The 24,545-nt window shown below is 47.7% G+C and carries 23 protein-coding genes and 1 rRNA gene; 7 read left to right on the forward strand and 17 right to left on the reverse strand.

Annotated features, from left to right (window positions below; all coding sequences use genetic code 11):
• The 6 genes from INF29_RS07845 to glgA all read right to left on the reverse strand — a co-directional run.
• Window positions 1–113 (reverse strand): 23S ribosomal RNA (locus INF29_RS07845); the annotation flags it as partial.
• A 330-nt stretch (window positions 114–443) separates the two neighbouring features.
• Window positions 444–1,151 carry a DUF554 domain-containing protein gene (locus tag INF29_RS07850; RefSeq protein ID WP_193485821.1) on the reverse strand — a complete coding sequence of 236 codons (708 nt, stop codon included), beginning with the start codon at window positions 1,149–1,151 and terminating at the stop codon, window positions 444–446.
• Window positions 1,148–2,035, reverse strand: a complete 888-nt coding sequence (locus INF29_RS07855) for a DUF4097 family beta strand repeat-containing protein (protein ID WP_193485823.1) — start codon at window positions 2,033–2,035, stop codon at window positions 1,148–1,150. The genes INF29_RS07850 and INF29_RS07855 overlap by 4 nt, the downstream gene beginning before the upstream one ends.
• A 135-nt stretch (window positions 2,036–2,170) precedes the next feature.
• On the reverse strand, window positions 2,171–2,872 hold the full coding sequence (locus INF29_RS07860) for a CvpA family protein (protein ID WP_193485825.1): 702 nt from the start codon (window positions 2,870–2,872) through the stop codon (window positions 2,171–2,173).
• 21 nt (window positions 2,873–2,893) lie between these two features.
• Window positions 2,894–4,387: a DUF5711 family protein gene (locus INF29_RS07865; protein WP_193485827.1), complete on the reverse strand. Its 1,494-nt coding sequence runs from the start codon at window positions 4,385–4,387 to the stop codon at window positions 2,894–2,896.
• A gap of 171 nt (window positions 4,388–4,558) precedes the next feature.
• Window positions 4,559–6,001: a glycogen synthase GlgA gene (gene glgA, locus INF29_RS07870; protein ID WP_193485829.1), complete on the reverse strand. Its 1,443-nt coding sequence runs from the start codon at window positions 5,999–6,001 to the stop codon at window positions 4,559–4,561.
• A gap of 249 nt (window positions 6,002–6,250) precedes the next feature.
• Between glgA and pepF the strand changes: the two genes are divergently transcribed.
• Window positions 6,251–8,047: an oligoendopeptidase F gene (pepF, locus tag INF29_RS07875; protein WP_193485831.1), complete on the forward strand. Its 1,797-nt coding sequence runs from the start codon at window positions 6,251–6,253 to the stop codon at window positions 8,045–8,047.
• Between the two features lie 55 nt (window positions 8,048–8,102).
• On the opposite strand, the gene INF29_RS07880 is transcribed toward pepF, so the two are convergent.
• The 4 genes from INF29_RS07880 to INF29_RS07895 form a co-directional block, all read right to left on the reverse strand.
• Window positions 8,103–8,756, reverse strand: a complete 654-nt coding sequence (locus INF29_RS07880; protein WP_193485834.1) for a zf-HC2 domain-containing protein — start codon at window positions 8,754–8,756, stop codon at window positions 8,103–8,105.
• Window positions 8,749–9,237, reverse strand: a complete 489-nt coding sequence (locus tag INF29_RS07885; RefSeq protein WP_072852416.1) for an RNA polymerase sigma factor — start codon at window positions 9,235–9,237, stop codon at window positions 8,749–8,751. The genes INF29_RS07880 and INF29_RS07885 overlap by 8 nt, the downstream gene beginning before the upstream one ends.
• A gap of 230 nt (window positions 9,238–9,467) precedes the next feature.
• The gene (locus INF29_RS07890) at window positions 9,468–9,980 is read right to left on the reverse strand and encodes a putative immunity protein (RefSeq protein WP_193485836.1); all 513 of its coding nucleotides are present in this window, start codon (window positions 9,978–9,980) and stop codon (window positions 9,468–9,470) included.
• Window positions 9,981–10,039: 59 nt separating this feature from the next.
• Entirely contained in the window at window positions 10,040–10,510 is a 471-nt protein-coding gene (locus INF29_RS07895) for a TspO/MBR family protein (protein WP_243184127.1), read from the reverse strand.
• An 82-nt stretch (window positions 10,511–10,592) separates the two neighbouring features.
• Here INF29_RS07895 and INF29_RS07900 point away from each other — a divergent pair, with 82 nt between their 5' ends.
• The 6 genes from INF29_RS07900 (at window position 10,593) to INF29_RS07925 (ending at window position 16,364) form a co-directional block, all read left to right on the forward strand.
• Window positions 10,593–11,960 (forward strand): vWA domain-containing protein, encoded by a 1,368-nt coding sequence (locus INF29_RS07900; RefSeq protein ID WP_193485838.1) that lies wholly within the window; start codon window positions 10,593–10,595, stop codon window positions 11,958–11,960.
• Window positions 11,961–12,349: 389 nt separating this feature from the next.
• Window positions 12,350–12,661, forward strand: a complete 312-nt coding sequence (locus tag INF29_RS07905) for a hypothetical protein (protein WP_022365440.1) — start codon at window positions 12,350–12,352, stop codon at window positions 12,659–12,661.
• Window positions 12,662–12,772: 111 nt separating this feature from the next.
• On the forward strand, window positions 12,773–14,254 hold the full coding sequence (locus INF29_RS07910; RefSeq protein ID WP_193485840.1) for a metal ABC transporter solute-binding protein, Zn/Mn family: 1,482 nt from the start codon (window positions 12,773–12,775) through the stop codon (window positions 14,252–14,254).
• Window position 14,255: 1 nt separating this feature from the next.
• Complete coding sequence (locus INF29_RS07915; RefSeq protein ID WP_072852408.1) at window positions 14,256–14,972, forward strand: metal ABC transporter ATP-binding protein; 717 nt, start codon at window positions 14,256–14,258, stop codon at window positions 14,970–14,972.
• A complete protein-coding gene (locus INF29_RS07920) occupies window positions 14,963–15,781 on the forward strand; it encodes a metal ABC transporter permease (protein ID WP_022365438.1) in 819 nt (272 codons plus the stop codon). The genes INF29_RS07915 and INF29_RS07920 overlap by 10 nt, the downstream gene beginning before the upstream one ends.
• A 4-nt stretch (window positions 15,782–15,785) precedes the next feature.
• On the forward strand, window positions 15,786–16,364 hold the full coding sequence (locus INF29_RS07925) for a TIGR03943 family putative permease subunit (protein ID WP_084730693.1): 579 nt from the start codon (window positions 15,786–15,788) through the stop codon (window positions 16,362–16,364).
• 385 nt (window positions 16,365–16,749) lie between these two features.
• Here INF29_RS07925 and INF29_RS07930 read toward each other — a convergent pair whose 3' ends face one another.
• From INF29_RS07930 to INF29_RS07960, 7 genes are all read right to left on the reverse strand, one after another.
• Entirely contained in the window at window positions 16,750–18,297 is a 1,548-nt protein-coding gene (locus INF29_RS07930; RefSeq protein WP_193485841.1) for a glycosyltransferase family 2 protein, read from the reverse strand.
• Window positions 18,285–18,857, reverse strand: a complete 573-nt coding sequence (gene rfbC / locus INF29_RS07935) for a dTDP-4-dehydrorhamnose 3,5-epimerase (protein WP_330608309.1) — start codon at window positions 18,855–18,857, stop codon at window positions 18,285–18,287. The genes INF29_RS07930 and rfbC overlap by 13 nt, the downstream gene beginning before the upstream one ends.
• Window positions 18,854–19,759, reverse strand: a complete 906-nt coding sequence (locus tag INF29_RS07940; protein WP_193485843.1) for an NAD-dependent epimerase/dehydratase family protein — start codon at window positions 19,757–19,759, stop codon at window positions 18,854–18,856. The genes rfbC and INF29_RS07940 overlap by 4 nt, the downstream gene beginning before the upstream one ends.
• A complete protein-coding gene (rfbH, locus tag INF29_RS07945; RefSeq protein ID WP_207728140.1) occupies window positions 19,737–21,065 on the reverse strand; it encodes a lipopolysaccharide biosynthesis protein RfbH in 1,329 nt (442 codons plus the stop codon). Before rfbH ends, INF29_RS07940 begins: the two co-directional genes overlap by 23 nt.
• Window positions 21,056–22,096, reverse strand: a complete 1,041-nt coding sequence (gene rfbG, locus INF29_RS07950; protein WP_193485847.1) for a CDP-glucose 4,6-dehydratase — start codon at window positions 22,094–22,096, stop codon at window positions 21,056–21,058. Before rfbG ends, rfbH begins: the two co-directional genes overlap by 10 nt.
• On the reverse strand, window positions 22,093–22,866 hold the full coding sequence (rfbF, locus tag INF29_RS07955; protein WP_193485850.1) for a glucose-1-phosphate cytidylyltransferase: 774 nt from the start codon (window positions 22,864–22,866) through the stop codon (window positions 22,093–22,095). The genes rfbG and rfbF overlap by 4 nt, the downstream gene beginning before the upstream one ends.
• A gap of 279 nt (window positions 22,867–23,145) precedes the next feature.
• The gene (locus INF29_RS07960; protein WP_193485852.1) at window positions 23,146–24,453 is read right to left on the reverse strand and encodes an MATE family efflux transporter; all 1,308 of its coding nucleotides are present in this window, start codon (window positions 24,451–24,453) and stop codon (window positions 23,146–23,148) included.
• Window positions 24,454–24,545: the final 92 nt, after the last annotated feature.

A 24,545-nucleotide genomic window follows, 5' to 3' on the forward strand; every position in this document is an offset into this window, starting at 1 on the left:
AAATCTCCGGATCGATGGCTGTTTGCGCCTCCCCGAAGCTTTTCGCAGCTTACCACGTCTTTCATCGGCTCCCAGTGCCAAGGCATTCACCCTGTGCTCTTTCTTGCTTGACCTTCTTGCAACACAAGCTCAGCTTGTGTCGGTTCTAAAAACAATAGCTTTTGTTCTTGGAATGATCATTTATAGCGAAATAAAATGTTGATTAACTTTACTACATTTTATTTTTCAATAAATTTCTCGATTTTATTGACTCTTGTTTGTCTTGTATTCAGTTTTCAAGGTGCATTCTTTCTTTTTGTTTCGGTCGTTCTTGCGACCGCCTAAGTATATTATCATGGGAACTATTTCTTGTCAACATCTTTTTTACAATTTTTTAAGATTTTTTTTACAAAACACAAAAAACCCTCTAAAAACAGGGCTTTTCGTCGAAAACTTTTTTCATTTTACGCGCCTAACAGATGGAAAAATGCCTTCGCCGGGAACACGACCGCCAATGCCGGCAGCAAATTTGCCGCCCGCACTTCTTTGATTTTTGCAATATTCAGTCCCAAAATAAATGTCATCAAGCCACCCACGGCAATAAAATTCTGTATAGCTGCCGGGTCAAGATAGGACATCATCCATTTCCCCGCGTAAAAACATAAGGACAATATGAGAAACTGCGGCACCACAATCAGATTCATGCCAAATCCCAGCGCCATGGCAAATATTGCCGCCGCGAAAATATCCATAACCGCCTTTGACATCAATATGGTCATATCCCCCGTTGCGCCTTCCTGAAAGGCACCGAAGATGTTGGTTCCGCTGGCACAGAGGGTCACTGCCACTACCAAATAAAACCGCATATAAATTTCTTTATCCCCTTCGATTTTGAAATGCAGGTGATGCAGTCCATGCAAAAATCCCGTTTTGATTCTTCTGTCCAAGTCAGCCAATTCTCCTATAATCGTTCCCAAAATCAATGCCAGAAGCACCGCCGGCAAAGACTCCAGTTTCACCACAGAAACCATACCAATGGCAATGGCACACTTACCGAATATGACCATCAATGGTTCCTGAAGTTTGGTTGGAATTTTATTCCGCAGCAGCGTTCCCGCATTGGCTCCAAGCAAAACACAACAACAATCCAGTATTACCCCTCTTGGAATCATGCTGTCGCCCCCTTTTCTGTATTTCCGGCAAAAGTCAGCGCAATCTCACCTGTGCCGCTGTCTATATGGATTTGTTTTTTTCCTTCCGTATTCTGTTGGGGAACGGTAAAATCTTCATCAAAGTCCATTTCCCAGCTGTCCAAATCGCCGCCATTTTGTTCCACAGAAACTTCCGGCTCCAATGTTTTTCCATTTACCGTAACATTTCTGGTGAAAAAAGAACCGGATATATCATAATCTTCTACTGTTTCCGGCATAGTCAGGGAAATTTTTCCTGTGCCGCCGTCCAGCCAGATTTCATCTCCCAGACTGCCCGCAAAATCCACATCTCCCATACCGCCATGGATGGTCAGCTTCTTTGCCACCTGCAAATATTCCCCTTCTGCCAGACCGCCGCCGCATTCCAGCTCCAGATTTTCCGCCGTTACATGTTTCAACATCATCTGTCCAGCGCCCTGATGCAGATATAATTCTTTTGCTTCTGCCCCATCCACATAAAATGGTCCTGTGCCTGCTGTCAACGAAGTTTTTTCCAGTGTCCACTCCTCCGGCAAAGTCAGCGTCAAATGATGGCTGTCTGTTTCCATACCCTCCACCGCTTCTGCATCCGGCGGTATATAGGATATATCCACAACACCATTTTCCTCTGTCACCGTCAGCCACTGAGAAACAACATGTTCTGTTTTCAGTTCTGCCTTTTCTCCTTTCTGGATGAAAACGCTGCCAACATCTGCCGTAACTATGAGTTCTCCGCAGCTCTGCGGCAGTTCATAAACTTCTGACGACATTTCCACCGTCTGTTTTTGTGTGCCACATGCGCACAAAAATAACAGAACCACTGGCAGCATCAGCCATTGCTTCCCTTTTCCTGTTGTTTGTTTCATAAATTTCCTCTTTCAATTTAGATTTCTTTCGAAAGATGTGGCATTTTAACATATGAATTTCAAAAAAGCAACGGCTTTTCCCGTTTCTCCCCACAAAAAAATGACGGTTTTCACACCGTCATTTTTCTCGTCAATTCAAGCAAATATGGTCAAAATAAAATACATCAATATGTTGTTTTCGTACAAAGGCAGTGCCACATGGGTCAAATTCAGCGCGTCGAAGAAAAAGTCGAAGGCGGAATTGCACTGGAAAAATGTCAGCACAAAACAAATGAGCCATGCTACGCACAATCCTTTCAGCAAACCTACCAAAAAGCCACACGCCCGATTGAAGAAATTCAATACAGGCAGTTTGCTGATGAGATTCAGCGCCTTCAATACAAATTTTACTGCCAGCCATACCACAACAAACACCAGCAGTACACTGATGATATTGATGCAGATATTTGCCAGAAAACCTGCAATATAGGACTGCAAACTTTCCACATCCAGCAGATGATAAATCACCGGATTGTTGTTTTCCACCAGACTTTCTTTCAGAAAATCCGGCAAATGCATGCTTTCAATGATTTCTGTCTGGGTCTGCATAGCAGCGTCCCCAATGGCGTTCTCCAAATGCAGTCCATTACCTACTGTATTGGTCAGGGCATCGAAAAAGGGTGTTTTTCGTAAAAGCTCACTGACTGTAGGCGTCAAAAACCTGGTTGCCGCCAGTGCTGCCACCATTGGCAGGAAATTCAGCGCCGCCCGCACAAAACCCTTGCGGTACGCCTGCACTGCCGTCCCCACCACCAGCACCAACGCCAGAATATCTAATATATAGGGCAAAAACGTCATCCTTCTGCCCACCTCCTACCATTAAGACTCTGCGGGAACATCCCCCGATTCCGTATTCTCCGCAGGCTGCGTTGTTTCTGTATTTTCTCTTGTTTCCGTATCTGTTGCTGTTTCTGTTTCCGTTGTTTCCGTTTCCTGCGTATCAGATGCATTTGTTTCTTCTGTTCCGGATGTTTCTGTTCCTTCCTGACTGCCATCCTCCTGGGTTGCATCCGTATTTGTTTCTCCTTCTGCCGGCAGCGGTTCATCTGTCTGCACTTCCGGTGTGGTTTCCACCAGATCCTCCGGCACGTCAGGCACCTCGCCTGTGTATTTGTCCATATCCAGAATCCGTGCCATATCCTGACCCACCACCAGTACATGAGAAAAACTTTCCATGGGGATCACATCTGTCACATCCTGTGTTGCCTGATAAACCCAAGCTTCCCGTCCCGTATGACGGATGCCAATATAAGTATGGTCTGTGCCCAACACAATGCCATCTTTCCATACACTCAGATAGGTGATGTCCTTTCCGCTGACATAAGAAGCTTCCTCTGCCCCATTGGAACTGAGCCAGCAGACAGTGCCTTCTTCCTTGCCTTCTTCTCCGGGCAGGTCATCACCCAATGTGAGCACCACTCTGTCTTTTTGCTGGAAAGAAACATAATCCACCACATTGGTCAAATAGTAACTCCAGACTTCTTCGCTGTCCTTGAAACCATAAACGCCCTTATCGGAAACTGCCGCCAGAACGCCGTTGCTGCGATAACTAATGGTGCCAATGATTTCATCTGCCTTATCCGCAGCAGAAGCATACAAACTATCTGTATAGTTTTCGCTGTCTTCTGGATTGACATAGAAAAACAGCACCCGCCCAATGGGATACACATCGGTGGTATCCACATAGCTGACAGCAAAAGACTTATTGTCATCGGACACGTCCGTGGAAATGGGGTATACCCCTGCGGTTTCTTCCACCCTGCCTTTGAGCAGTGTGCCTTTGGAATTATAGATTTTTACCTCGTAACCACTGTCTTTCTTTTCCAGCAAAGAAAGATACCCGTTTTGGTTCAGGGCAAACTGACTGAGATTTCCTTCCAACTGTACATTATACAGCAGACCGCTTTCGTCATAGACCCGGACATTCTTGCCGCCCAGATCGCCTACAGCCATGAAAGAGCCTTCCTGAATCACCGTAGGTGTGGTCATATTGAATGTGTCGTTCCATTTCTGGTCGCCTACACTGTTGTAATACTTGGCACCGTCTTTTGTGCAGAGCAAAAATGCCTCATCAAACACAGCAAAAGACGCGGAACTGCCCGCATCCAGAGGGATTTCCGCCAGCACCCCTGCTGAAGCGTTTCCTGCATTTTGTGTCACACTGGATTTGACAAACAGACTGCGGATTTTCCCGCTGCCGTAAGCCGTATCCAGATATACCAGACCGCAGCCGATGCAAAGCACCAGCACCACAGCCAGACCGATTTTCATCTGCTTTGTAAAATGAAATTTTTTTGGGGTTTGTTCTTCCATTAAAACCAGACCCTCCTTCTGTGCGTCTTTAGGCTTTCATCATACTACATTCACCGTTCTTTTGCAAACCATAGGACAGGGGAAAACCAAATTCTAACCAAAAAAGAAGCCAGAAACTTCCCATTAAAATTTCTGACTTCTTGATTTTGTTTTCTGTGTATGCAAAAAGGCTTATTCGCCGTCCCGCAGGCTTTCATAGAGCTTGATATATTCTCTTGCGGAGCTTTCCCAGGAATAATTGGAAGCCATGGCATTTTTTACCACATTCTGCCATTCATCTTTGCCCTGATGGTATACTGCAAGGGCCTGATCCAATGCCCACAGAAGCCCGTTGCCGTCGTATGTTTCAAAGAGGAAACCATTGCCCTCTTTTGTTTCTGTGCTGTACTGGAAAATAGTGTCTGCCAGACCACCGGTTTTCCGCACGATGGGTACGGTACCATAACGCAGGGCAAACATCTGACCCAGACCGCAGGGTTCAAACAGAGAAGGCATCAGGAACATATCAGAACCTGCATAGATCTGCTGTGCCAGATTTTCGTCGAAGAAAATATTGGCGCTGACTCTGCCGCGATAGCGTTCTTCCATACTGCGGAACAGGTATTCAAAACGATTTTCCCCTGTACCCAGCAGAACGAACTGCACATCTCTGCACATCATTTCATCAAATACATAAGAAAGGATATCCAGACCTTTCTGGTCTGCCAGTCTGGTGATCATGCCGATGATGGGCACATCTCTCTGTTCCAGACCCAGTCTTTCCTGTAATAGCCGTTTGTTTTCCGCCTTGCCTTCCAGATGATCTGCGTCGAAATGTACCTGAATCCGTTTGTCTGTAGCGGGATCGTTTGTCACATAGTCAATGCCGTTGATGATGCCGCTGAGGACATTCTTCCGGCTTTTCAAAATACCCTCCATGCCATAGCCATACTGCCATGTCTGGATTTCTTTTGCGTAAGTCTGGCTGACGGTGCTGATACGGTCTGCATACATCAGCCCCATTTTCATGTAGCTGACATTGCCGTAAAATTCCACGTTGCCGTTTTCATAACAGTAATAGGGCACACCCAGAAGTTCCATGGTGCTCTTGTCAAAATTCCCCTGATACTGCAAGTTATGAATGGTAAACAGTGTTTTGATACGAGAATAATAGATCATCTTCCGATAGATTTCCTTCAAATACATGCAGACAGGACCAGTCTGCCAGTCATTGCAGTGGATCACATCGGGATAGAAGTCCAGCATTGCCATCATATCCATAACCGCTTTGCCAAAGAATGCAAAACGTTCGTTGTCATCTCCATAGCCATATAAGCCGCCGCGACCGAAATAAAAATTATTTTCTATAAAATAAATGGGGATTTCACTGGGCTTCACCAGAATTTTTGCCTGCTGTGTCCGCCACAGCAGATGAACAGGGAATTCGCCCAGATATTCCACTCCATACATTTCTTTTTCCTTAACTGTCATGTAACGGGGAATGACTACCCGCACATCGACACCCTGTGCCCGCAGTGCTTTGGGCAAAGAACCTGCCACATCGCCCAGACCGCCGCTTTTGATAAAGGGCGCAGCCTCAGAGGCCACCAGTAATACTTTCAAGCAATCTTTCATGCTACCTCACCTCATTATCATCATACTATGAATTCCAACATTCAGCAAGAAAATATTCACCAATACATTCATGTTTTGTATAGATTTTCCTGTTTTGTCGTCATATGCCTATAACTCCTTTTTATTCTTAGCCAAAAGTGGTATACTAAAAAAAGATTTCACGCAAAAAAGGGGCATGCCCCTGTGAAATCCCACAAAAGGGACGTTTCCCGTCTGACAAATTCAGCAATATAGAAAGGATGATTCCATTTGAAACATACCTTACCGAAGCGGTGTGATGTTGCCGCCGCAGATAAATGGCACATCGAAGACTATTATGAAAATGATTCCCTCTGGGAAGAAGCTTATACCATGCTCATGGAAGAAATTCCAGAATTGGCTGCTTACAGCGGTCATCTGGGTGAAAGCGCAGCCACACTTTTGGCATGCCTGGAAAAGAATCAGGAACTGTCTCTGATTCTGGATCAGGTTTATACCTACGCCAACATGCGTATGCATGAAGACAGCGCAAATGCTTTCTATCAGGGTATGGCTTCCAGAGCAGAAATGCTCCTGATTCGTTATTCCGACGCCATTTCCTTCCTGACACCGGAAATCCTTTCCCTGCCAGAAGATGTGCTGGCGGATTTCCGTATGGAACGGGCGGAAGATTTCCACCTCTACGACCATTTCTTTGACAATCTCCTGCGTCAGAAAGCCCACACCCTTTCTCCTGCTGAAGAAAGCCTGCTGGCAAAAACAGCGGAACTGGGCGGCGCACCCCAGAACATTTTCACCATGCTCAATGACGCAGATATGCGTTTTGGGGACATCACCGACGCCGATGGGGACAAAGTGCCTCTGACCAAAGGCAGATATGTGACATTCTTGGAAAGCAGTGACCGCCGCGTCCGCAAAGAAGCTTTCCAGACATTGTACGCTTCTTATCTGAAACAGAAAAACACACTGGCGGCAACTTACGCTGCTTCCGTGAAAAGCGACGTATTCTTTGCTTCCGCCAGAAAGTACGACTCTGCCAGAGCCATGGCATTATATGATGACAATATTCCTCTTTCTGTTTATGATAACCTCATCGAAACCGTCCATGTCAACCTGCATCTGATGCATCGCTATGTTGCCCTCAGAAAAAAACTGCTGGGACTGGATGAAGTTCACATGTATGACCTGTACGCACCCTTGGTGGATGATGTGGACGCAAAAATCACTTTTGAAGAAGCAAAAGAAACCGTAGAAAAAGCCCTTGCTGTCATGGGCAAAAAATACACCGATGCCCTCCACTACGGCATGAACGCAGGCTGGATTGACGTTTACGAAAACGAAGGCAAACGCAGCGGCGCATATTCCTGGGGCAGCTACGGCGTACACCCCTATGTGCTCCTGAACCATAACGACACCGTCAACAGCATGTTCACACTGGCACATGAAATGGGTCACGCCCTTCACAGCTATTTCACATGGGAAAAACAGCCTTATCTTTACAGCGGCCATAAAATCTTCGTGGCAGAAGTGGCTTCCACCTGCAACGAAGCCCTCCTCATGGAATATCTGCTGAAAACAACAGAGGACAAAAACATGCGGAAATATCTGGTGAACTACTTCTTAGAACAGTTCCGCGGTACTCTGTTCCGCCAGACCATGTTTGCGGAATTTGAAAAGATTACCCACGAAATGGCAGAAAAAGGCGAACCTTTGACATGGGAAGGCATGAACAAAATTTACCATGACCTGAACAGACTGTATTTCGGTGATGACATTGTCATTGATGAAGAAATCGACATCGAATGGGCAAGAATCCCCCATTTCTATAACGCTTTCTATGTATATCAGTATGCAACCGGCTACAGCGCAGCCATTGCCCTTTCCAGAAAAATCCTTTCTGAAGGCCAGCCTGCCGTGGACGCATATCTGGACTTCCTTTCCAAAGGCGACAGCGAATATTCCATTGACCTGCTGAAAGGCGCGGGCGTGGATATGTCTAAGAAAGATGCTGTGGAAAACGCCATGGCTGTTTTCGAAAGCCTGCTGGATGAAATGGAAAAATTCTGATTGTCATTTGCAAACACAAAAAGCACAAAACCTCTTGGTTTTGTGCTTTTTTCTGTTACTGGGAAGCTTCATCCCTTATCCAGATCAGCTCCGTCTGCGCTGCCATTTCCGCCTCTTTGCCATAAAGTACATCCAGCCCTTTACTAAACTCACCATAATAAACTTTCGCGATACGGTCTACAGAGTCTATCTGATAGCGATAGGGCTCCTCCTGCTCCGCATCTTCCAAAAGCGGTTCCACATAGGCAGACCATGGACTTTGTGTAAAGTATAAGAAAAATTCATCTTCTCCATCATAACCATAAGAGCAGTTAATCCTGCCTTTCCCTGTATAATACACACAGACCATCCCGTCCTCTACTGCCACAGAAAAATCCACTGGCTTATAGGGAATAATCCACTGGGGGATAGTCAGCGCCATATAACTTCCCAAAATGACTCCTGCCGTTACCGCAACAGAAATCACTGCGGTACGAATCCGCCTTTTCTGCCACGTTTTCTTCATTTTCTGCAAAAAACTGGTTTCCGCCGCCCTTACCGTCTCATGGACAGGCAGCACCAATTCTTTTCTCATGTCCTCTGCCGCTTTTTTACAGTCCGCACATTCTGCCAGATGTTCCTCCACCATTTTTTTTGTGTCCTCACTGACCGCTCCATCCACATATAACGGCAGCAAATCTCCAATGATATTACAGTTGATTTTATTCATGCTCCATCTCCTCCATATATGCTGTCACTTTCTGTTTTGCCCTGTAATAAGTCACCCTTGCCCAACTTGCGCTTTTTCCGAAAAGCTGTCCAATTTTCTCGAAAGGCAGTTCCCCAAATACCCGCAGGGTAAACACCTCTTTGTATGGCTCGTCCATTTCATGGAGAAATCCATGCACCGCAAAAGCCGTTTCTGCGTCCGTCATTTTCTCCAGAAACAACGGTTCCGCCGCCTGTTCCTTTTCTGCTTCCAAGGGCTCCGTCTTTTTCTGCTTCCGACAATGGTCATAATAGGTGTTCTTGCTGATGGCAAAGAGCCATGGGCGAATATCCCCCTGCCCGTCAAATCGGTCAATGGATTTCAGGGCTTTGAAAAAAGTTTCCTGAGCGATTTCCTCTGCCAGCACACGGTCACCGCACAACCCCCAGACATAGAACAGCACATCCCGGAAAAACGCCCGATACACTTGGTCAAAGTCCATGTTTTTTCCCCCTTTCACCCAATTCACGCGTCAAAACGAAAAACGTTACAGCACTTTACAAATTTTTTACTCACAAAAAAAGCCGGAAGTTTAGGGGCATCTTCATAAGAAAACAAAGAAAGCTGAAATCCTTTTCATACAGAGGATTCCAGCTTTCTTATCTTTATTAAGATTGTGTCTGTATGTTTTCTTAAGAGAAGTTGCTTTCTTCGACTTTTTATCATCCTATCTCAACAATTCCATTGAAGTTTTGCCGCCTGTTCATTCGGCGCTGTCTTGACCTGCATCAGAGATGCCAAAATCTGTTCCAATTCCTTTGTGGCAAGCATATCATAGGTTTCTTTGGTTTCTGCCGTACCTGCCTGATGGTAAGCCATAGCCGCTGCCCCATAAAAACAAAATCCCAAAGCATTGGTGGGTGTCTGCCATGTGCCGCAGGCGGTGACAATGGCTCTTGCCGCTGCTTCCCGTACAGGCTCTTTTTCCGCCGCTGAAGCTTTTCTCGCCTCAGAGAGAAGCCCTTTCCATTCCTTCAAAGGCAGACTGCTAACCATGCAATCTTTTGTCTTTTCCAGCAGTTCCGCAAAAAGCGGCACTTCTGCCACCAAGGGCAGATACTTTTCCGTCACATAAGCCATTGCCCATGTTGTCAGGGTTTCTTTGGACTTTCCTTCCATGCTTTCCATCAACGCCACCACTGCCGGTTCCGTAGGACTTCCCAATGTTTTTCGCAGCTTTGCCATATCCTCGCCTCATTTCTTTTGATTCCTTAGGGACATGGTAACATAGCTGCTCCCGTCCTTCAATACCCCATAAGGCAGATGGAAAGATTCAAATACCCTGCGAATGTGAGCCACAGCAAATAAGGCACCAGCAAATATCCTGCCCGTTTGTCGATGCTTTTAAACTGTTTCCACAGCCGAAATACCAGCACCCAAAGCAGCACCAGCCACCCAAAAGCCAGACCGCAAAGCCCCAGACCAAAAAACAGAATCGGCCAGATTACATTGACGATGAGCTGCACCCAAAAAGCCCTGATTGCCTCCTGACTGTCCGGGTCATAACTTTTTGCCACCAGACAGGCGGCAATGCCCATGAGGATATACAGAATGGTCCAGACCACCGGAAATACCCATCCCGGCGGTGACAAAGGCGGTTTTGCCATCTGTTCATAAGCTGCCATGCCGCTGCCGGAAATCATGCCCGCTGCCGCTCCTGCCACCAGCGGCACCAGAATATAAAACCCGCATTTCTTTTTTCCTTTCATTTCCATATTTGTGCCCCCTTCGTGTCAAAACAACCTCCTGCTGCATATCATAAAGCAAGTACAAAACTTTACAGGAGGCATTTTCATTATGGGTATTACTGCTTCTTCTTATACACTTTTTCCCGATACCATTTCCTGCGGCGGCGAGGTAGAAGGGATTCTTTCTCTTTCCGCAGGTCCCGACATCGTTTCCAATCCGGCTGACATTGTCATGGTGCTGGACTGTTCCGGCAGCATGGAAGGTGAACCTTTTGCCGCCATGAAAGCCAGTGTCAAAACATTCATCGACATCATCGACGAATCCACTGACGAAAATCAGGACGGCAATATCGGCGGCGGCAGCCAGATTGCCATCGTCAGCTTTGCCCGGACTGCCACCCAGCGGACAGGATTTTTGACAAATACGGCAGACCTGAAAACGGCTGTCAATAACCTGACCATCGACGGCGGCACCAACCACGAGGACGCTTTCACTAAGGCATACAACCTCTTTGACCCGGACACCACCCACCAGAAAATCATGGTCATGTTCACAGACGGGCAAAGCACTGCCGGCGGTTCTGCTGTGCCCATCACCACATTGGCAAAAGAAAACGGCGTTGTCATTTACTGCGTTGTGCTCAAAGGTCTCTTTGGCACAGATGTACCTGCCGCATCCCTTTGGGTATCCACGCCCGTCACATCCTTCCTTTCCATTGCGCCTACCCCAGCAGAATTGGAAGAAATCTTTGCCGAGCTGGCTGCCAACATTTCCAATCCCGGCGCAACAGAAATCCTCATGCAAGGATTTGTGTCTGACGACTTTATCCTGACGGAACTGCTGCCGCCGGATAAAGGCACCGCCCAAATGTTAGATGCCCATTCCTTCCGCTGGAGCATTGCGAAACTTGGGGCAACGGCCATCGAAGGGGCTTCACTGCGTTTCCGTCTGAAGCACATTGCCACCACTTCCGGCGAAAAAGCCCCCATGAAAGAAATTTCGTATTCCGATGTGGAAAACAATGTGGTCATCTTCCCTGTCCGCAAGGTATTTACGGACTGCACCGAGGAAATCGACATCACTCCCTGTCCGCCGGTAGTCACATTCACCATGGACGACTGTCAGGATTTTCTGGAGTATGATCTGGGAAATTTTATCTGGGAGAACGCGGGTCGTATCTTGGAATGCAGCCTGACCCTGCGTCAGATCTGCCCTAACCGCTCCACTGCCTTGGCATTGATCCTGACGGAAATTGACGACGAAGGCGAAAGCCGCCCCCGTGGCTTCCAGACATTCACCATTCCCGCCCATCACGCCAACGGCTGCCGAGACATCCATGTGAAATCCATCCGCTTCGTTCTGCCGGAGGACAGCGACACCGCCTGCCGCAGCTGCCGTCTATGCAAAAAACGGCGGTTCAAAATGCAGGTCATTGCCCATGCCATCGAGAGCAATTTTGTTTGCAACGCAAAATAAAACATTTCTAAAGTAACGAAAAGAAAGTCTGGAATCCCAACTGCTGTTGTGGTTTCAGACTTTTTTATGTATTGCGCCTCCCCTCTTTTTTCATATCATATGTTTGTGTTCCAGATCCTATTCTGCGAAAATACTCCGGTATCATACTGTTTCGTGGCAGTTTTCATATACATTTTGTATTCTGTTTGTAATTTTAAAAACCATAAATGTATGATTGCCTTTCCCATGGCAATATGTTAAATTCAAAATAATATCATTTTATAAAATATTTTGTTATTTCAAAATACATAGACATATAATTCATAGTTTTGATATATAAATACTATTTGTTTGGCATATATCATACCCAATCTTATTTTATCCAGACAAATTCACAAGAGGGTAAGTACATGAATCCACTTCAACATAAAACCAAAGCAAAACTTGTGGCGGCCATTTTGGTCTTTTATTTGCTTGCCTTTTTTACACTTTCTTTGGCTTATGAAGTAAAGGAAGCCCATCATCCCTGTCAGGGCGATCAATGCCCCATTTGTCATCAAATCCAGAATCTGGAACGCATCAAAGAACAATTTTCCTTTTCCTTAGGAAATGTATCTATTTTTTTCTGGACTTTTCTGTCCATTCTCACAGTTACTCTGCAAAAAACAACTGACAATTTTACAAAAACACTGGTTCAGCTTCATGTGAGATTGAATCATTAATACCTCATTTTTCACATCTTTATCACTGTATTTCTTTTCAATACAGCCATTCCCAACATATTTTATTTCACAATTGTACATTTCAAATTTCATATTGGAGGTTGATTTATCATGAAACGTATTCTCATGTTATCATCTATGATTCTTGTCGTTTTATTTCTTGCGGCATGCGGCATTTCCGGACAGCCGGCAACCCTTTCCAGCGGCAATATAAAGATTGTAACCACGATCTTCCCGCCCTACGATTTCGCAAGGGAAATTGCCAAAGACAAGGCAGATATCACATTGCTGCTCAAGCCCGGCGCAGAAAGCCACTCCTTTGAACCAACACCTCAGGATATCAAAACCATTGAGAATGCAGATCTGTTTATCTATACCGGCAGCGAAAATGATGTCTGGGTAGAAGACCTTTTGGCCTCTCTTGGCAATCGTGCGCCCCAGACCATGCGTCTGATAGATTGCGTACCAACTGTTACAGAAGAAGTGGTGGAAGGCATGGAACATGAACATGAAGAAGACCATCATGACGGTGTCTTTGAAGATGCCGACGTACAGGATCGTACCCTTGCCGACTGGCAGGGTGATTGGCAGTCCGTCTATCCTTACTTGCTGGATGGTACCCTTGACCCGGTTTTTGCCCATAAAGCGGCAGAAAAACAGGATAAGACCGAAGCGGAATACAAAGCGTATTACACCGCCGGTTATCAGACCGATATAGAGCGGATCACCATTGACGGTGACACCATTGCCTTTTTCGAAAACGGTAAACCAATCACGGCAAAATATATCTATGAAGGTTTCCGCATCCTCACCTACGAATCCGGGAAAAAAGGTGTCCGCTACCAGTTCCAGTCTGCTGACCCCGCTTCAGCCGCTCCCAAATACATCCAATTCAGCGATCATGAAATTGGCCCCGTAGACCATGCCGAACATTTCCATATCTTCATGGGAAATGACGGTTTCGATAAACTTTCCGAAGAAATGGAAAACTGGCCTACCTACTATGACAGCAGTCTGACAGGGGACGAAGTTCTGGACGAAATGCTTTCTCATGACCATGAAGAAGAAATTGATGAACACGTTTGGACTTCTCCTGCCAACGCCATGCAGATCGCAGAAAAGATCGCGGAGAAACTCATGGAGATCGATTCCGAAAACGCTCTTTTCTATTCCAAAAACGCGGTTATCTATACCGGTCAGCTGAAAGAACTGGATGCAAAATTCAAAAGCGTAATGGCAAACAGCAAACGCAAGACCATCCTGTTCGGGGATCGTTTCCCCTTCCGCTATTTGGCTGACGCCTATGGACTTACTTATTATGCCGCCTTCACAGGCTGCTCCACAGAGACCGAAGCTGATCCGGCCACCATCGCCTTTCTCATCGATCAGGTGAAAAAAGCGGAGCTGCCTGTGGTATTTACCATAGAGCTTTCCAACGGCAAAATTGCCGATGCCATCTGCGACGCCACACATGCGCAAAAAAGAATGCTGCACTCCTGCCATAACCTTTCTGCAAAAGAAGTGGAAGAAGGCGCCACATATCTGTCTTTGATGGAACAGAATCTGGAAGTGCTGAAGGAGGCGTTGAACTGATATGCAATTACTGCACTGCGAAAACCTCAGTTTTTCTTATGATGGAAAGGTGGCAGTCAAAGATGTCACATTTTCCATATCTTCCGGTGAGTATATCTGCATCGTTGGTGAAAACGGTTCTGGAAAAAGCACCCTTGTAAAAGGTCTCTTACAGCTGCATCCCCCTTCCGGCGGTACCCTCCGCCTGGGGGACTGCCTGAAAGGCGGTATCGGTTATCTGCCTCAGCAAAAGACCTCATGGAAGCATTTTCCGGCAAGTGTGTTGGAAGTTACGCTTTCGGGTTGTCTGAATCGCATGAAACTGCGCCCTTTTTATGGGAAAAAAGAAAAACAGCAAGCCATGGAAAATCTGGAACGTATGGGTATTGCCCATCTGCACCGTCATTGCTTCCGGGAACTTTCCGGCGGTCAGCAGCAGCGAGTCTTGCTGGCACGGGCCCTTTGCGCGGCAAAACATCTGCTGATTTTGGATGAGCCCATTGCCAGCCTAGACCCTATCGCCGCCAAAGAATTCTATGAGCAAATCCAACGGCTTCATACAGAGCTGCACATGGCAGTGCTGATGGTATCTCATGATATGAAAAACGCCCTCTCTTACGGCGAGAAGATTCTTCACCTAGATACAAAACAGTTATTTTTCGGTACCACAGATGCCTATCTTGCCACAGGTACAGGACAGCGTTTTGGAGAAAGGGGGCAGCAAATTTCATGCACCTGATACAAGAAATGTTCTCCTATCCATTTATGCAGCGGGCTTTTGTCGTTGGCATACTGGTTTCTTTGTGTGCCGCTCTTTTGGGGCCAAGCATGGTTCTCAAACGCTATGCCATGATCGGTGACGGACTTTCCCATGTGGGGTTCGGCACACTGGCAGCGGCAACAATGCTCCATACTGCACCTTTGGCCATTTCTCTGCCGGTTGTCATCCTTGCGGCCTTTCTGCTTCTGCGTCTGAAAGAAAGCAGTTTTCTGCTGCCGGATGCAGCCATTGCCCTGATTTCCACCGCCTCTCTTGCCTTTGGCGTGATGGTAATCTCAATCAGCACCGGCATGAATACAGATGTCTGCAATTATCTCTTCGGCACCATACTGGGTGTCACACAAAAAGAACTTTGGCTCACTGTGTGTCTCTCTTTGTTTGTGATACTGGCATTTCTTTTCTGGTATCACCGTATTTTTTCCATCACCTTTGACGAAATCTTTGCCAGCGCCGTTGGCTGCTCTGCCGGCATCTCTCAAGGACTTCTTGCTTTGATGACCGCTCTGACCATCGTCCTTGGCATGCGCACCATGGGTGCCCTGCTTATTTCCAGTTTACTGGTAGTTCCAGCACTTACGTCCATGCAGGCCTTTGGCAGCTTCCGCGCTGTCATCCTTTGCAGCATACTTCTTTCTTTGATTTGTTTCTGCATTGGTCTGACGGTTTCTTATGTCTGCGCCACACCAACAGGCGCCAGCATTTCTTTGCTCCATATCATTTGCTTTATCTGCTTTTTTGCGTTTCGAAAAATCAAAGAAAGGATGTGATGTCATGAAACGATTTCTTTTTCCCTTATGCACTTTGATCTTTGCCTGCATGCTGAGCGGCTGTCAGGCAAAAGCCAAGGTTTCTATCTCAAAGATAGAGTCATCTGCCCAGCAGCTCCAGACCACATACACGCTGGAAGATATTCTGGAAAAAGACAGCGTTGCATCTCAACAGATTCCTGCCGTTCCAGAAAGACCTGTGGCAACAAGTAATTTAGAAAATGAAGATGTATTGGAAATCAGTGAAAAAATGTATCTGACTCAGATTCATGACATCTTTTTGAATTTTTCAGATTATGAAAACAAAACCATCGTCGTCGAAGGCATGTACGGTCTGCTTTTCAATCCGGAAGGCATACAAAATGTGCCTGCGGTTTACCGCCGTGGCCCTGGCTGCTGCGGCAATGACGGCTGGGGTGGTTTCCTGCTCCATTACGATGGCACATTGCCTGACGAAAATGCCTGGATACGCGTCACTGGTACACCTGAAATTGTGGAAAACGGCTCCTTCCAGGATCTGTATCTCAATGTTTCGGAACTCCAAGTTCTGGAGACCAGAGGAGAAGAATTTGTCACCCAATGACGTTCTTCATGCTGCGTATCTATGCAGCCTCACATTTAGAAACAGGCAGTTCATTGGCACACTTTTTTTCAGCCATCCTGACTGCTCTGTTCCCATTCGTCATATTACCGACCTTCCCTTTTCATAGGGTTTCCAACAGTCTTTCCTGATCGTAAAAACGCGGTAACAATGACATTGCATGCGTGTGAATCCATACTCTCTCAACTGCGGTTTCACTGACCGGCATCTTTTATCTTTCCTGTATCTTCTATACTTCTCTTTTGAATAACGCTCCCCTTAAAAACTTATCTTCTATACACTTTTCATTTCTTAGATGCCGGTCAACATACAAAAGCAGCCCATTTCTACATCATTATGGTAGAAATGGGCTGTTTTCTGTTATCTGTTACATTTTCTGCCATAAACTCCAATGACCTTTTCTTCCCGCCAGACGTAAATATTTTGTCAGTTCACTGTCCATGGCAAGTACATATCCGCCCGGCAATAATCGCTCCGCCATGCTCTCCCCGGACAGCCCGCTTTTTTCCGTCAGAATCAGGGAAAATCGCCGCTCCGCAAAGGCATTTGTCAAAGCCGCCGCCGTGCCTTCCACTGCCGTATGCCATCCCTGCACAAAGGGAAACACATCCCCTCTGTATCCTTCCGCTTCTGATAAAGCGTAGGTCTGGACCTGTTTTCTCTGTTCTTTCAGGTAGTTCTGCACCTCAAAAATGCTGTCCCCAAAGCCGCAGTCCACTGCAAGGAAAGAAATGGATGTTTCCGGCAATTTCATTTCCGGCAATAATGCTATCATATCCTCACTGCGGCAAAATCCTTGTCCCCATGCATCTACGCCATGTTTCTGCAAAAATAATTCCCGTCCAGCTGTCAATGTACGCCCCCATGCCACGCCGCCGGTAACACTGCCGAAATGATGGCAGTACACGTCTGTACAGAGAAACTGCCGGAAGCCCTTTCGCCTTGCCCGCAGGGAAACATCATCATCCCAGAATTCCATGGTCTGAAACCAGCGGTCACCAAAGCCCATGGCATCCAGTTTTTCCACATCATAAACCCCAATGACAGGCATGATTCTTGCCCGATGACGCCATTTCCCTTTTTCATAAAATTCCTTTGCAAAATCCTCCAATCCTTCCAAGGGACAAGGGGCAATCCCCTGACAGTTTGATGTAAAAGGCGTCACCGGCGTTGCGCTGAGAGCATTTTCTTCTCTTTCCAAGCAATCCAGCAAATGGGAAAGCCACCCCTCCGTCACAATGGTGTCATTGCTGACAAAAGCCAGATACCGCCCACAACATGCTCGAAAGGCAACGGAAAACATGAGCATGCCCACATTTTCCCGAAAACGGATGACCTTGGCATTGGGGATGGTTTGAAAATACGCCGCCGTTTCGTCTTTGGAGCCATGGTCTAACAAAAGCAATTCACATTCCCTCAAATCCGTATGACGCAGGACGCTTTCCACGCACTGTTTTGTATACTCCAAGTGATTGCAGGCAGGAATGAAGATCGTGACTTTTTTCTGTTCTATCCTCCGCGGATTCACCCGTCTGTGATGGGAAACAAATTCCTCCTGCCAATAAACTTGCCGTTTTTCTATATCCTCTGCCACACACCCCCAGAAATAGATTTCCTCCCGCAGTTCCCACAGAAAAGGCAGGAGGATATATGCCGCCAGTTCTGCCTTCTGGTCTGTCTGGGTCAAATCCAGAAGGACAGCACGGACATTTTCCATCTGCCCGGCATAATGGCAGTTTTTCAATTTTTCCACTGGGTCACAGATGTTTTCAATCTCTCCCAGCAAATCCCCCATTTTTCCAAAATCCCCCGTTTTCCCTGCCGCTATTCTTTCCGCTCCTTCCAGCAAGCAGGAAAAAAGGGGCATACAATCTCGAAACCAGTCTGTTTGCCAGCGAAATGTCATTCCTTCCATGTGCTCCCCTGCCTTTCATAGTCCGCCAATGTGGGCAGATTTCCATCCCTTTGGGACACAATGGGACGCATCCCCGCAGGCAGTCCCCAATCCACGCCAATGTCCGCATCATCCCAGCGAACGCCTCCATCACCCTCCGGGTCGTATGCCCCACTGCACAGATAGCTCACCAGAGCAAAGTCTGACCGTACCAGAAATCCATGGGCAAATCCTTCCGGCAGGTACAGCCCCTGTCTGTTTTCATGGCTCAGCACAAGCCCCTCCCACTGCCCATAAGTAGGTGAGCCTTGGCGCAAATCGACCCCCACATCAAAAATCTCTCCGTAAAGCACCGTCACCAGCTTTGCCTGTGGGTTCGGGCGTTGGATATGCAGTCCCCGCAGCACATTTCTTTTGGAAAAGGTCACGAAACTCTCCCAAATTTCCCCATCCATACCCGCTCCCCGAAATGCCCCTTTTTCATATATTTTCAAAAAATATCCCCGCAGGTCTGTGGCATAAAAAGGCGTTACCTTCTGCAATCCTTCCAACCTCAAAGGCGTAAATGTAAGTCCGCTCACAGCAGCCCCTCCTTTCGCCAGTGCCAAAGTCTGCCGATGCCCTCAACAAAAGGCACCCGACAGCAAAATCCCGTATCCTGTTCCAACTCCTTAGTGTCAAAGTCCTGTTCTGTCAGGGAAATACCTGTAAAGGGGATTTCTCCGAAGTCCCCTCGCCCTCCCGTCACTGCCATGGCTTCTTCCAGCCAATTCCGCAGAGGACGGGGTTTCCCACTGCCGATGATGTAGGTTTTGCCGTCTATCCCCTTTTCTCCTATGGCGGCAAAAGCCCTTGCGGCATCGGTCACATAGAGAAAATCATACATCTGCTCCCCTGCCGTCAACAGCGGCACTTCCCCCTTCTCCCATGCGTCCATGAGCCTGCAAATAAGCCGGTCAGATTTTTCTCCCACACCAAAGGTATTGGTGATGCGTCCTGTCACATGTCTGATGCCCCATTCCTTTGCCAAGACACGGCTGAGATTTCCGGCGGCAGTTTTGGCAAGGGCATAACAGTCCGTACCTTTTGGCGACAAACCAGCCTTTTTCGCTGCTTCCACTTCCGCCTCCATGATGCTTCCTGCAAAAATAAAGGTATGACACCCCAGTTTTTTTGCCAAAGCCAAGGCTTCTAATGTCTGCCTTATGTTTTCTGCCTGCAAAAATCCATCTTTCCGTCCCTCTCCCGCACTGCCAGCCCATGCCAGATGATAGAAAACATCATATTTCCGTTCTGTATCCCCCTGCCACACATTGGGCTGAAAGTCCAGCCCCTTTCGTTTAGGCAGTGTTTTTTCTTTTTCCGGTAAATCTATAACCGTCACGGAAATCTCTTTTTCCAGCAGTGTCCGCACCAGCGCCTGCCCCAGAAATCCACAGCCGCCCGTCACCACAGCCCTCTCAGGCTCTCCGTATGGCGTCATAGAGCACCTCCCCCTCGTAAGCCAGCTGTTCCGCCGTCAACCCCGGATAGACTCCCACCCAGAAGGTATCCCGCAAAATCCGGTCTGTCACAGGCAACTCCCCAATCACGCGATAATCCACCCCTTTTTCCAGCGTATCAAAGCAGGGATGCCGCAGGAGGTTCCCTGCAAACAGAGGACGGGTCTGGATGCCCTTTTCTTCCAGCTGGGAAACGATGTTTTCTCTGGAAATGCCTTCCCGACAGGTCAGCAGGAATCCAAAGGGACTTGCCATGGCGTTTTCCGTCACTTCCGGCAAAATCACTTTTTCGCCGCAGTTTTCCAAGAGTGTCAGGAGATAATCAAAGTGATACCGCCGTTTTTTCACAAACTCCGGCAGTTTTTCCAGCTGCGCCAACCCGATTGCCCCCTGCATTTCCGTAGCTTTCAGATTGAATCCCAAATGGGAATAAACGTATTTATGGTCGTAGCCAAAAGGTAATTTGCCGTACTGCCTGTCAAAACGGTGCTTACAGCGGTTATCCTGCCCCGGGGCACAGGTGCAGTCCCGCCCCCAATCCCGGAGGGAAACCATGATTTTTGCCAGCAAATCATCATTGGTGCAGACAGCACCGCCTTCCCCCATGGTCATGTGATGGGGCGGGTAAAAACTAACGGTGGATAAATGCCCGAATGTGCCTGTTTTCTGCCAATTTCCATCTAAGCAGTAAGCAGCCCCCACAGCGTCGCAGTTATCCTCCACCAGCCATAAATCATGTTTTTGACAGAAATCCAACACCGCCGCCACATCAAAAGGATTCCCTAATGTGTGGGCGATCATCACCGCCTTTGTTTTGGGCGAAAGGGCTTCCTCCAACATGGAAACATCTATGTTGTACTGAGGCAAAGTCACATCCACAAAGACAGGCACCGCCCCATACTGCAAGATGGGTGCCACAGTGGTGGGAAATCCTGCTGCCACAGTAATGACTTCATCCCCCCTGCAAATGCGTTTTTTTCCCAGCAAAGGGGAAGTTAAAGTATGGAATGCCAGCAAATTGGCAGAGGAACCGGAATTGACCAGTGCGCAATGCTTCACCCCTATGTATGCGGCAAAATTCCGCTCAAATGCCATGGCAAACCGTCCTGCCGTCAAACCAAAATCCAGCATAGCTTCCGCCAGATTTTCCATTTCTCTTTCGTCGTAGACCCTGCCGCCATAAGACACATGCTTCCCATCCCAGCGTTTCCCGTCATGGAAACAGTGGTAATATTCCCGTACTTTCCCCAGTATCTCTCGTCTTGCTTCCGCTTCCGTCATATCCATTCCCCTTTCTCATAAGCCGCCGCTTCTCTGCCCATTTCTTCTGTCAGGTCGCCGCCTCTCTGCCATACCTTCGTCCATGCCACCGTTGCCGAAACCGCCTGCTCCACATTCCAGCGAGGAACCCAGCCTAGTTTTTCCTGTATTTTCTCTCCATTCAGCCGCAAAACTGCCTGTTCTCTGGGAAAATCCGCCTGTTCTGCCTGCCATGTCATGCCGTCCCCCCAATATTTGCAGAAAAGCCCAGCCAATTCCCCATTGGAAATATCCTCCCCTTTGGGTGCCACGTTGTAGCAGTCTGCCAGTTCCGGCGCTTCCCACTGTTTCCACGCCGTCCAGAGATATGCCATCAAAGACTCCAGCACATGCTGATAGGGACGCACCCCTTCAGGATGTCGCAAAACAACGGGCTTTCGTTCTACTGCCGCTCGGATGCAGTCCGGCAAGATGCGATGTGCTGCAAAATCACCGCCGCCAATGACATTCCCTGCCCGCAAACGGGACAATGCTACTTTCCCTTGCAAAAAGCACCGCCCATAACATGCCGCCGCCAGTTCTGCACAGGATTTGCTGTTGGCATAAGGGTCAAAGCCATCCAGTCGATCTTCCTCCCCTGCGGCTTCTTTCGTTTCGGCGTAAACCTTATCTGTCGTCACCACCACCACAGACCGCAGGCTTTCCACTTTTCGCAACGCTTCCAGCAGATATACAGTCCCCATAAGGTTGGTTTCGTAAGTTTTCACAGGCTGGGCATATCCCACGGAAACCAAAGGCTGTGCCGCCAAATGGAAAACCACTTCCGGTTCGGCTTTTTTCACAAAAGCCGCCAGTTTTTTTGGCTGGCGAATATCCTCGTAACAAGACACCAGCCCTTTTCCCCAGTCCAGCAGCCCATACAGGCTTTCCCTTTCCGGTGCCAAGGCGTAACCGTAGACCTTTGCCCCCATATCCAGCAATAATCGGCACAGCCATGCCCCTTTGAAGCCCGTGTGCCCCGTGACCAATACCCGTTTGTCTTTATAAAAATTTCTCATTTCTCCCAAATCCGCCACGGCGCACCTTCTTTCCAGAGCTGTTCCAGTTTTTCTTTATCCCTAAGGGTATCCATACACTGCCAGAAGCCTTTGTGCTGGTATGCCGCCAGTTCTCCTTCCGCTGCCAATGTGGACAAAGGTTCCTGTTCCAGTATGGTTTCGTCCCCTTTCAAATAGGGCAAGACAGAAGGTTCCAGCACCAGAAAACCGCCGTTGATCCAGCCGCTGTCACTGTCCACTTTTTCCCGAAAAGCTCTTACACAGCCTGCTTCAATTTCTGCCGTACCGAACCGCCCTGCCGGCTGCACCACGGTCATAGTGGCTTTTCGCCCCATTTTTTCATGGAATGCCAGCAGTTTGGTGATATCCACATCTGCCACTCCATCGCCATAAGTAAGGAAAAACCGTTCTCCTCCCAAATAGGAAGCTGCCCGTTTCACACGCCCTCCTGTCATGGTATTCAAGCCCGTATCCACCAAAGTCACCTGCCACGGCTCCGTTTGGCGGTGATGGATAATCATTTCCGTTCCCTTGCGAAAATCGAAAGTCACATCGCTGTGATGGAGGGCATAATGGGAAAAATACTCCTTGATGCAGTACCCCTTATAGCCACAGCAAATGACAAAGTCCGTCACGCCGTAAGCGCTGAAAATCTTCATGATATGCCACAAAATGGGCTTGCCGCCAATTTCGATCATGGGCTTGGGGCGCAGATGGGATTCCTCCGCAATCCGTGTACCAAAGCCCCCTGCCAGTATGACTGCTTTCATGGAAGCCGCCTCCCCAAAACATTCTGCTTTTCAGTATATGGAAAAAGCAGCCTGCCCTATGCCTGTTTTTGGGCATAAAAAAAGACGGTGTAAAAAAGCAACTTCCCCTTAAGAAAACATTGATTTTCGTTTCCTTAATTTCTTAAGGGGAATTGCAACGGCTGTCTTCATAAGAAAACATATCGAATAAAATCTCAATATCATAAGAAAGCCGAAATCCTTTATCATGATAAGGATTTCGGCTTTCTTTGTTTTCTTATGAAGATGCCCCTAACACCGTCAATTTTTATTTTCTCTTTTTCTGCTTCGCCACATGAAAAACAGCGTCAACAGGCAGGTAGCCCCTTCTGCTGCCGGAAATGCCAGCCAAATGCCCAGCATCCCAAACAATGCAGAAAGAAGGAAAGCAAAAATCAAAATCGCTACAACGCCTCTAGTCATAGCAATGAAAAAGGATGGCATGGGCTGTTCCACAGCACCCAGATACACCGCCGAAACGATATTGATACCCGCAAACAGGAAGCCGATGAAATACAGCCGCAGACCTTCTTCTGCCATGGTCTGCAAAGCCTCGTTGCCTTCGCCGTTGAACACACTGACCAATGGCTCCGTAAATCCCCATGCAATGGCAATCATCACTGCCCCCAGAAGAAGGGCTGAAGATATGGCAAAACCATAGAGTTTCCTTGTGCTGTGGTGATCCCGTTTGCCGTAATATTGGCTGACCAAAGGCTGTGTCCCTTGGGAAAGCCCTGTATACACCGCCGTTCCCACCAACGCGATATTGGCAATGACACCGTAAGCCGCTACGCCTGTATTGCCAGTAATAGACAAAATCAGCAGATTAAACACCGTCAACACCACACCTGTGGCAAATTCATTGATAAAAGCAGAAATCCCCAATTTACAGAACAGCAGTCCGCTTTTTGCCACTTCTTTCACCCGGCAGAAGGCAAAGCCATTTTTCTTTTTCCACACATGGATAGACATGACACACATGCTCACCGCCGGAGAAATGCCCGTTGCCAATGCCGCACCAAACAGCCCCATATCCAAAGGAAAAATGAACACATAGTCCAGCACCACATTGGTCAGACTGCCGCAGATCATGCCGATCATAGCCAGCCTTGGGGCACCGTCGTTTCGCACAAAAGCCAGCATCATATCATTGGAAATGAAGAACACCCCAAACAGGAGCATCATCCGCAGGTAATCCGCTGTCATGGGCAGGATTTCTCCTTCTGCACCCAAAAGGGACGCAAAAGGCGTTACCAGAAAAATGCCCATCAAAAGATAAATGGCGGCGAAAAACCAGCCTGTCAGCATGGTTTTGGTAAATATTTCGTGCGCCTGTTTTTTCTGCCCCTGTGACTGGGCAATGGTGTACCGCACAGCGCCGCCCATGGCCACCATCAGCCCTGTGGCATTGACCAAAGAATATCCCGGAATGGCAATGTTCAGCGCCGCCAGACCATCTGCCCCCAGTCTTGCTGCCACAAAATAGGTGTCTGCCAGAATATAAAAGGAAAGCCCCATCATCCCCAGTATATTGCTGGATACATATTTCAGATATTGTTTTCCCAACATGGTCTTTTTCCTCCTAAACGTAAAAAATACCCCTACCCATTCCTGCTGCGACCTACCGGAATGGATACGGGTATTCTTGTTTTTCCACCCGG

The organism is Anaerotignum lactatifermentans (assembly GCF_014982935.1).
GTDB lineage: Bacteria > Bacillota > Clostridia > Lachnospirales > Anaerotignaceae > Anaerotignum > Anaerotignum lactatifermentans.

Bases quoted from the DNA above. Each gene is read 5' to 3' on its own strand.
- INF29_RS07940 (WP_193485843.1), bottom strand. From the start codon at position 19,759: ATGACGCCATACGGAGAGCCTGAGAGGGCTGTGGTGACGGGCGGCTGT.
- rfbG (WP_193485847.1), bottom strand. From the start codon at position 22,096: ATGAGAAATTTTTATAAAGACAAACGGGTATTGGTCACGGGGCACACG.
- INF29_RS07915 (WP_072852408.1), top strand. From the start codon at position 14,256: ATGCAATTACTGCACTGCGAAAACCTCAGTTTTTCTTATGATGGAAAG.
- INF29_RS07930 (WP_193485841.1), bottom strand. From the start codon at position 18,297: ATGGAAGGAATGACATTTCGCTGGCAAACAGACTGGTTTCGAGATTGT.
- INF29_RS07865 (WP_193485827.1), bottom strand. From the start codon at position 4,387: ATGGAAGAACAAACCCCAAAAAAATTTCATTTTACAAAGCAGATGAAA.
- INF29_RS07895 (WP_243184127.1), bottom strand. From the start codon at position 10,510: ATGGAAATGAAAGGAAAAAAGAAATGCGGGTTTTATATTCTGGTGCCG.
- INF29_RS07925 (WP_084730693.1), top strand. From the start codon at position 15,786: ATGAAACGATTTCTTTTTCCCTTATGCACTTTGATCTTTGCCTGCATG.
- INF29_RS07860 (WP_193485825.1), bottom strand. From the start codon at position 2,872: ATGACGTTTTTGCCCTATATATTAGATATTCTGGCGTTGGTGCTGGTG.
- rfbF (WP_193485850.1), bottom strand. From the start codon at position 22,866: ATGAAAGCAGTCATACTGGCAGGGGGCTTTGGTACACGGATTGCGGAG.
- INF29_RS07850 (WP_193485821.1), bottom strand. From the start codon at position 1,151: ATGATTCCAAGAGGGGTAATACTGGATTGTTGTTGTGTTTTGCTTGGA.
- INF29_RS07880 (WP_193485834.1), bottom strand. From the start codon at position 8,756: ATGAATAAAATCAACTGTAATATCATTGGAGATTTGCTGCCGTTATAT.
- INF29_RS07910 (WP_193485840.1), top strand. From the start codon at position 12,773: ATGAAACGTATTCTCATGTTATCATCTATGATTCTTGTCGTTTTATTT.
- INF29_RS07920 (WP_022365438.1), top strand. From the start codon at position 14,963: ATGCACCTGATACAAGAAATGTTCTCCTATCCATTTATGCAGCGGGCT.
- INF29_RS07855 (WP_193485823.1), bottom strand. From the start codon at position 2,035: ATGAAACAAACAACAGGAAAAGGGAAGCAATGGCTGATGCTGCCAGTG.
- INF29_RS07900 (WP_193485838.1), top strand. From the start codon at position 10,593: ATGGGTATTACTGCTTCTTCTTATACACTTTTTCCCGATACCATTTCC.
- glgA (WP_193485829.1), bottom strand. From the start codon at position 6,001: ATGAAAGATTGCTTGAAAGTATTACTGGTGGCCTCTGAGGCTGCGCCC.
- INF29_RS07890 (WP_193485836.1), bottom strand. From the start codon at position 9,980: ATGGCAAAGCTGCGAAAAACATTGGGAAGTCCTACGGAACCGGCAGTG.
- rfbH (WP_207728140.1), bottom strand. From the start codon at position 21,065: ATGGATATGACGGAAGCGGAAGCAAGACGAGAGATACTGGGGAAAGTA.
- INF29_RS07905 (WP_022365440.1), top strand. From the start codon at position 12,350: ATGAATCCACTTCAACATAAAACCAAAGCAAAACTTGTGGCGGCCATT.
- INF29_RS07885 (WP_072852416.1), bottom strand. From the start codon at position 9,237: ATGGACTTTGACCAAGTGTATCGGGCGTTTTTCCGGGATGTGCTGTTC.
- INF29_RS07960 (WP_193485852.1), bottom strand. From the start codon at position 24,453: ATGTTGGGAAAACAATATCTGAAATATGTATCCAGCAATATACTGGGG.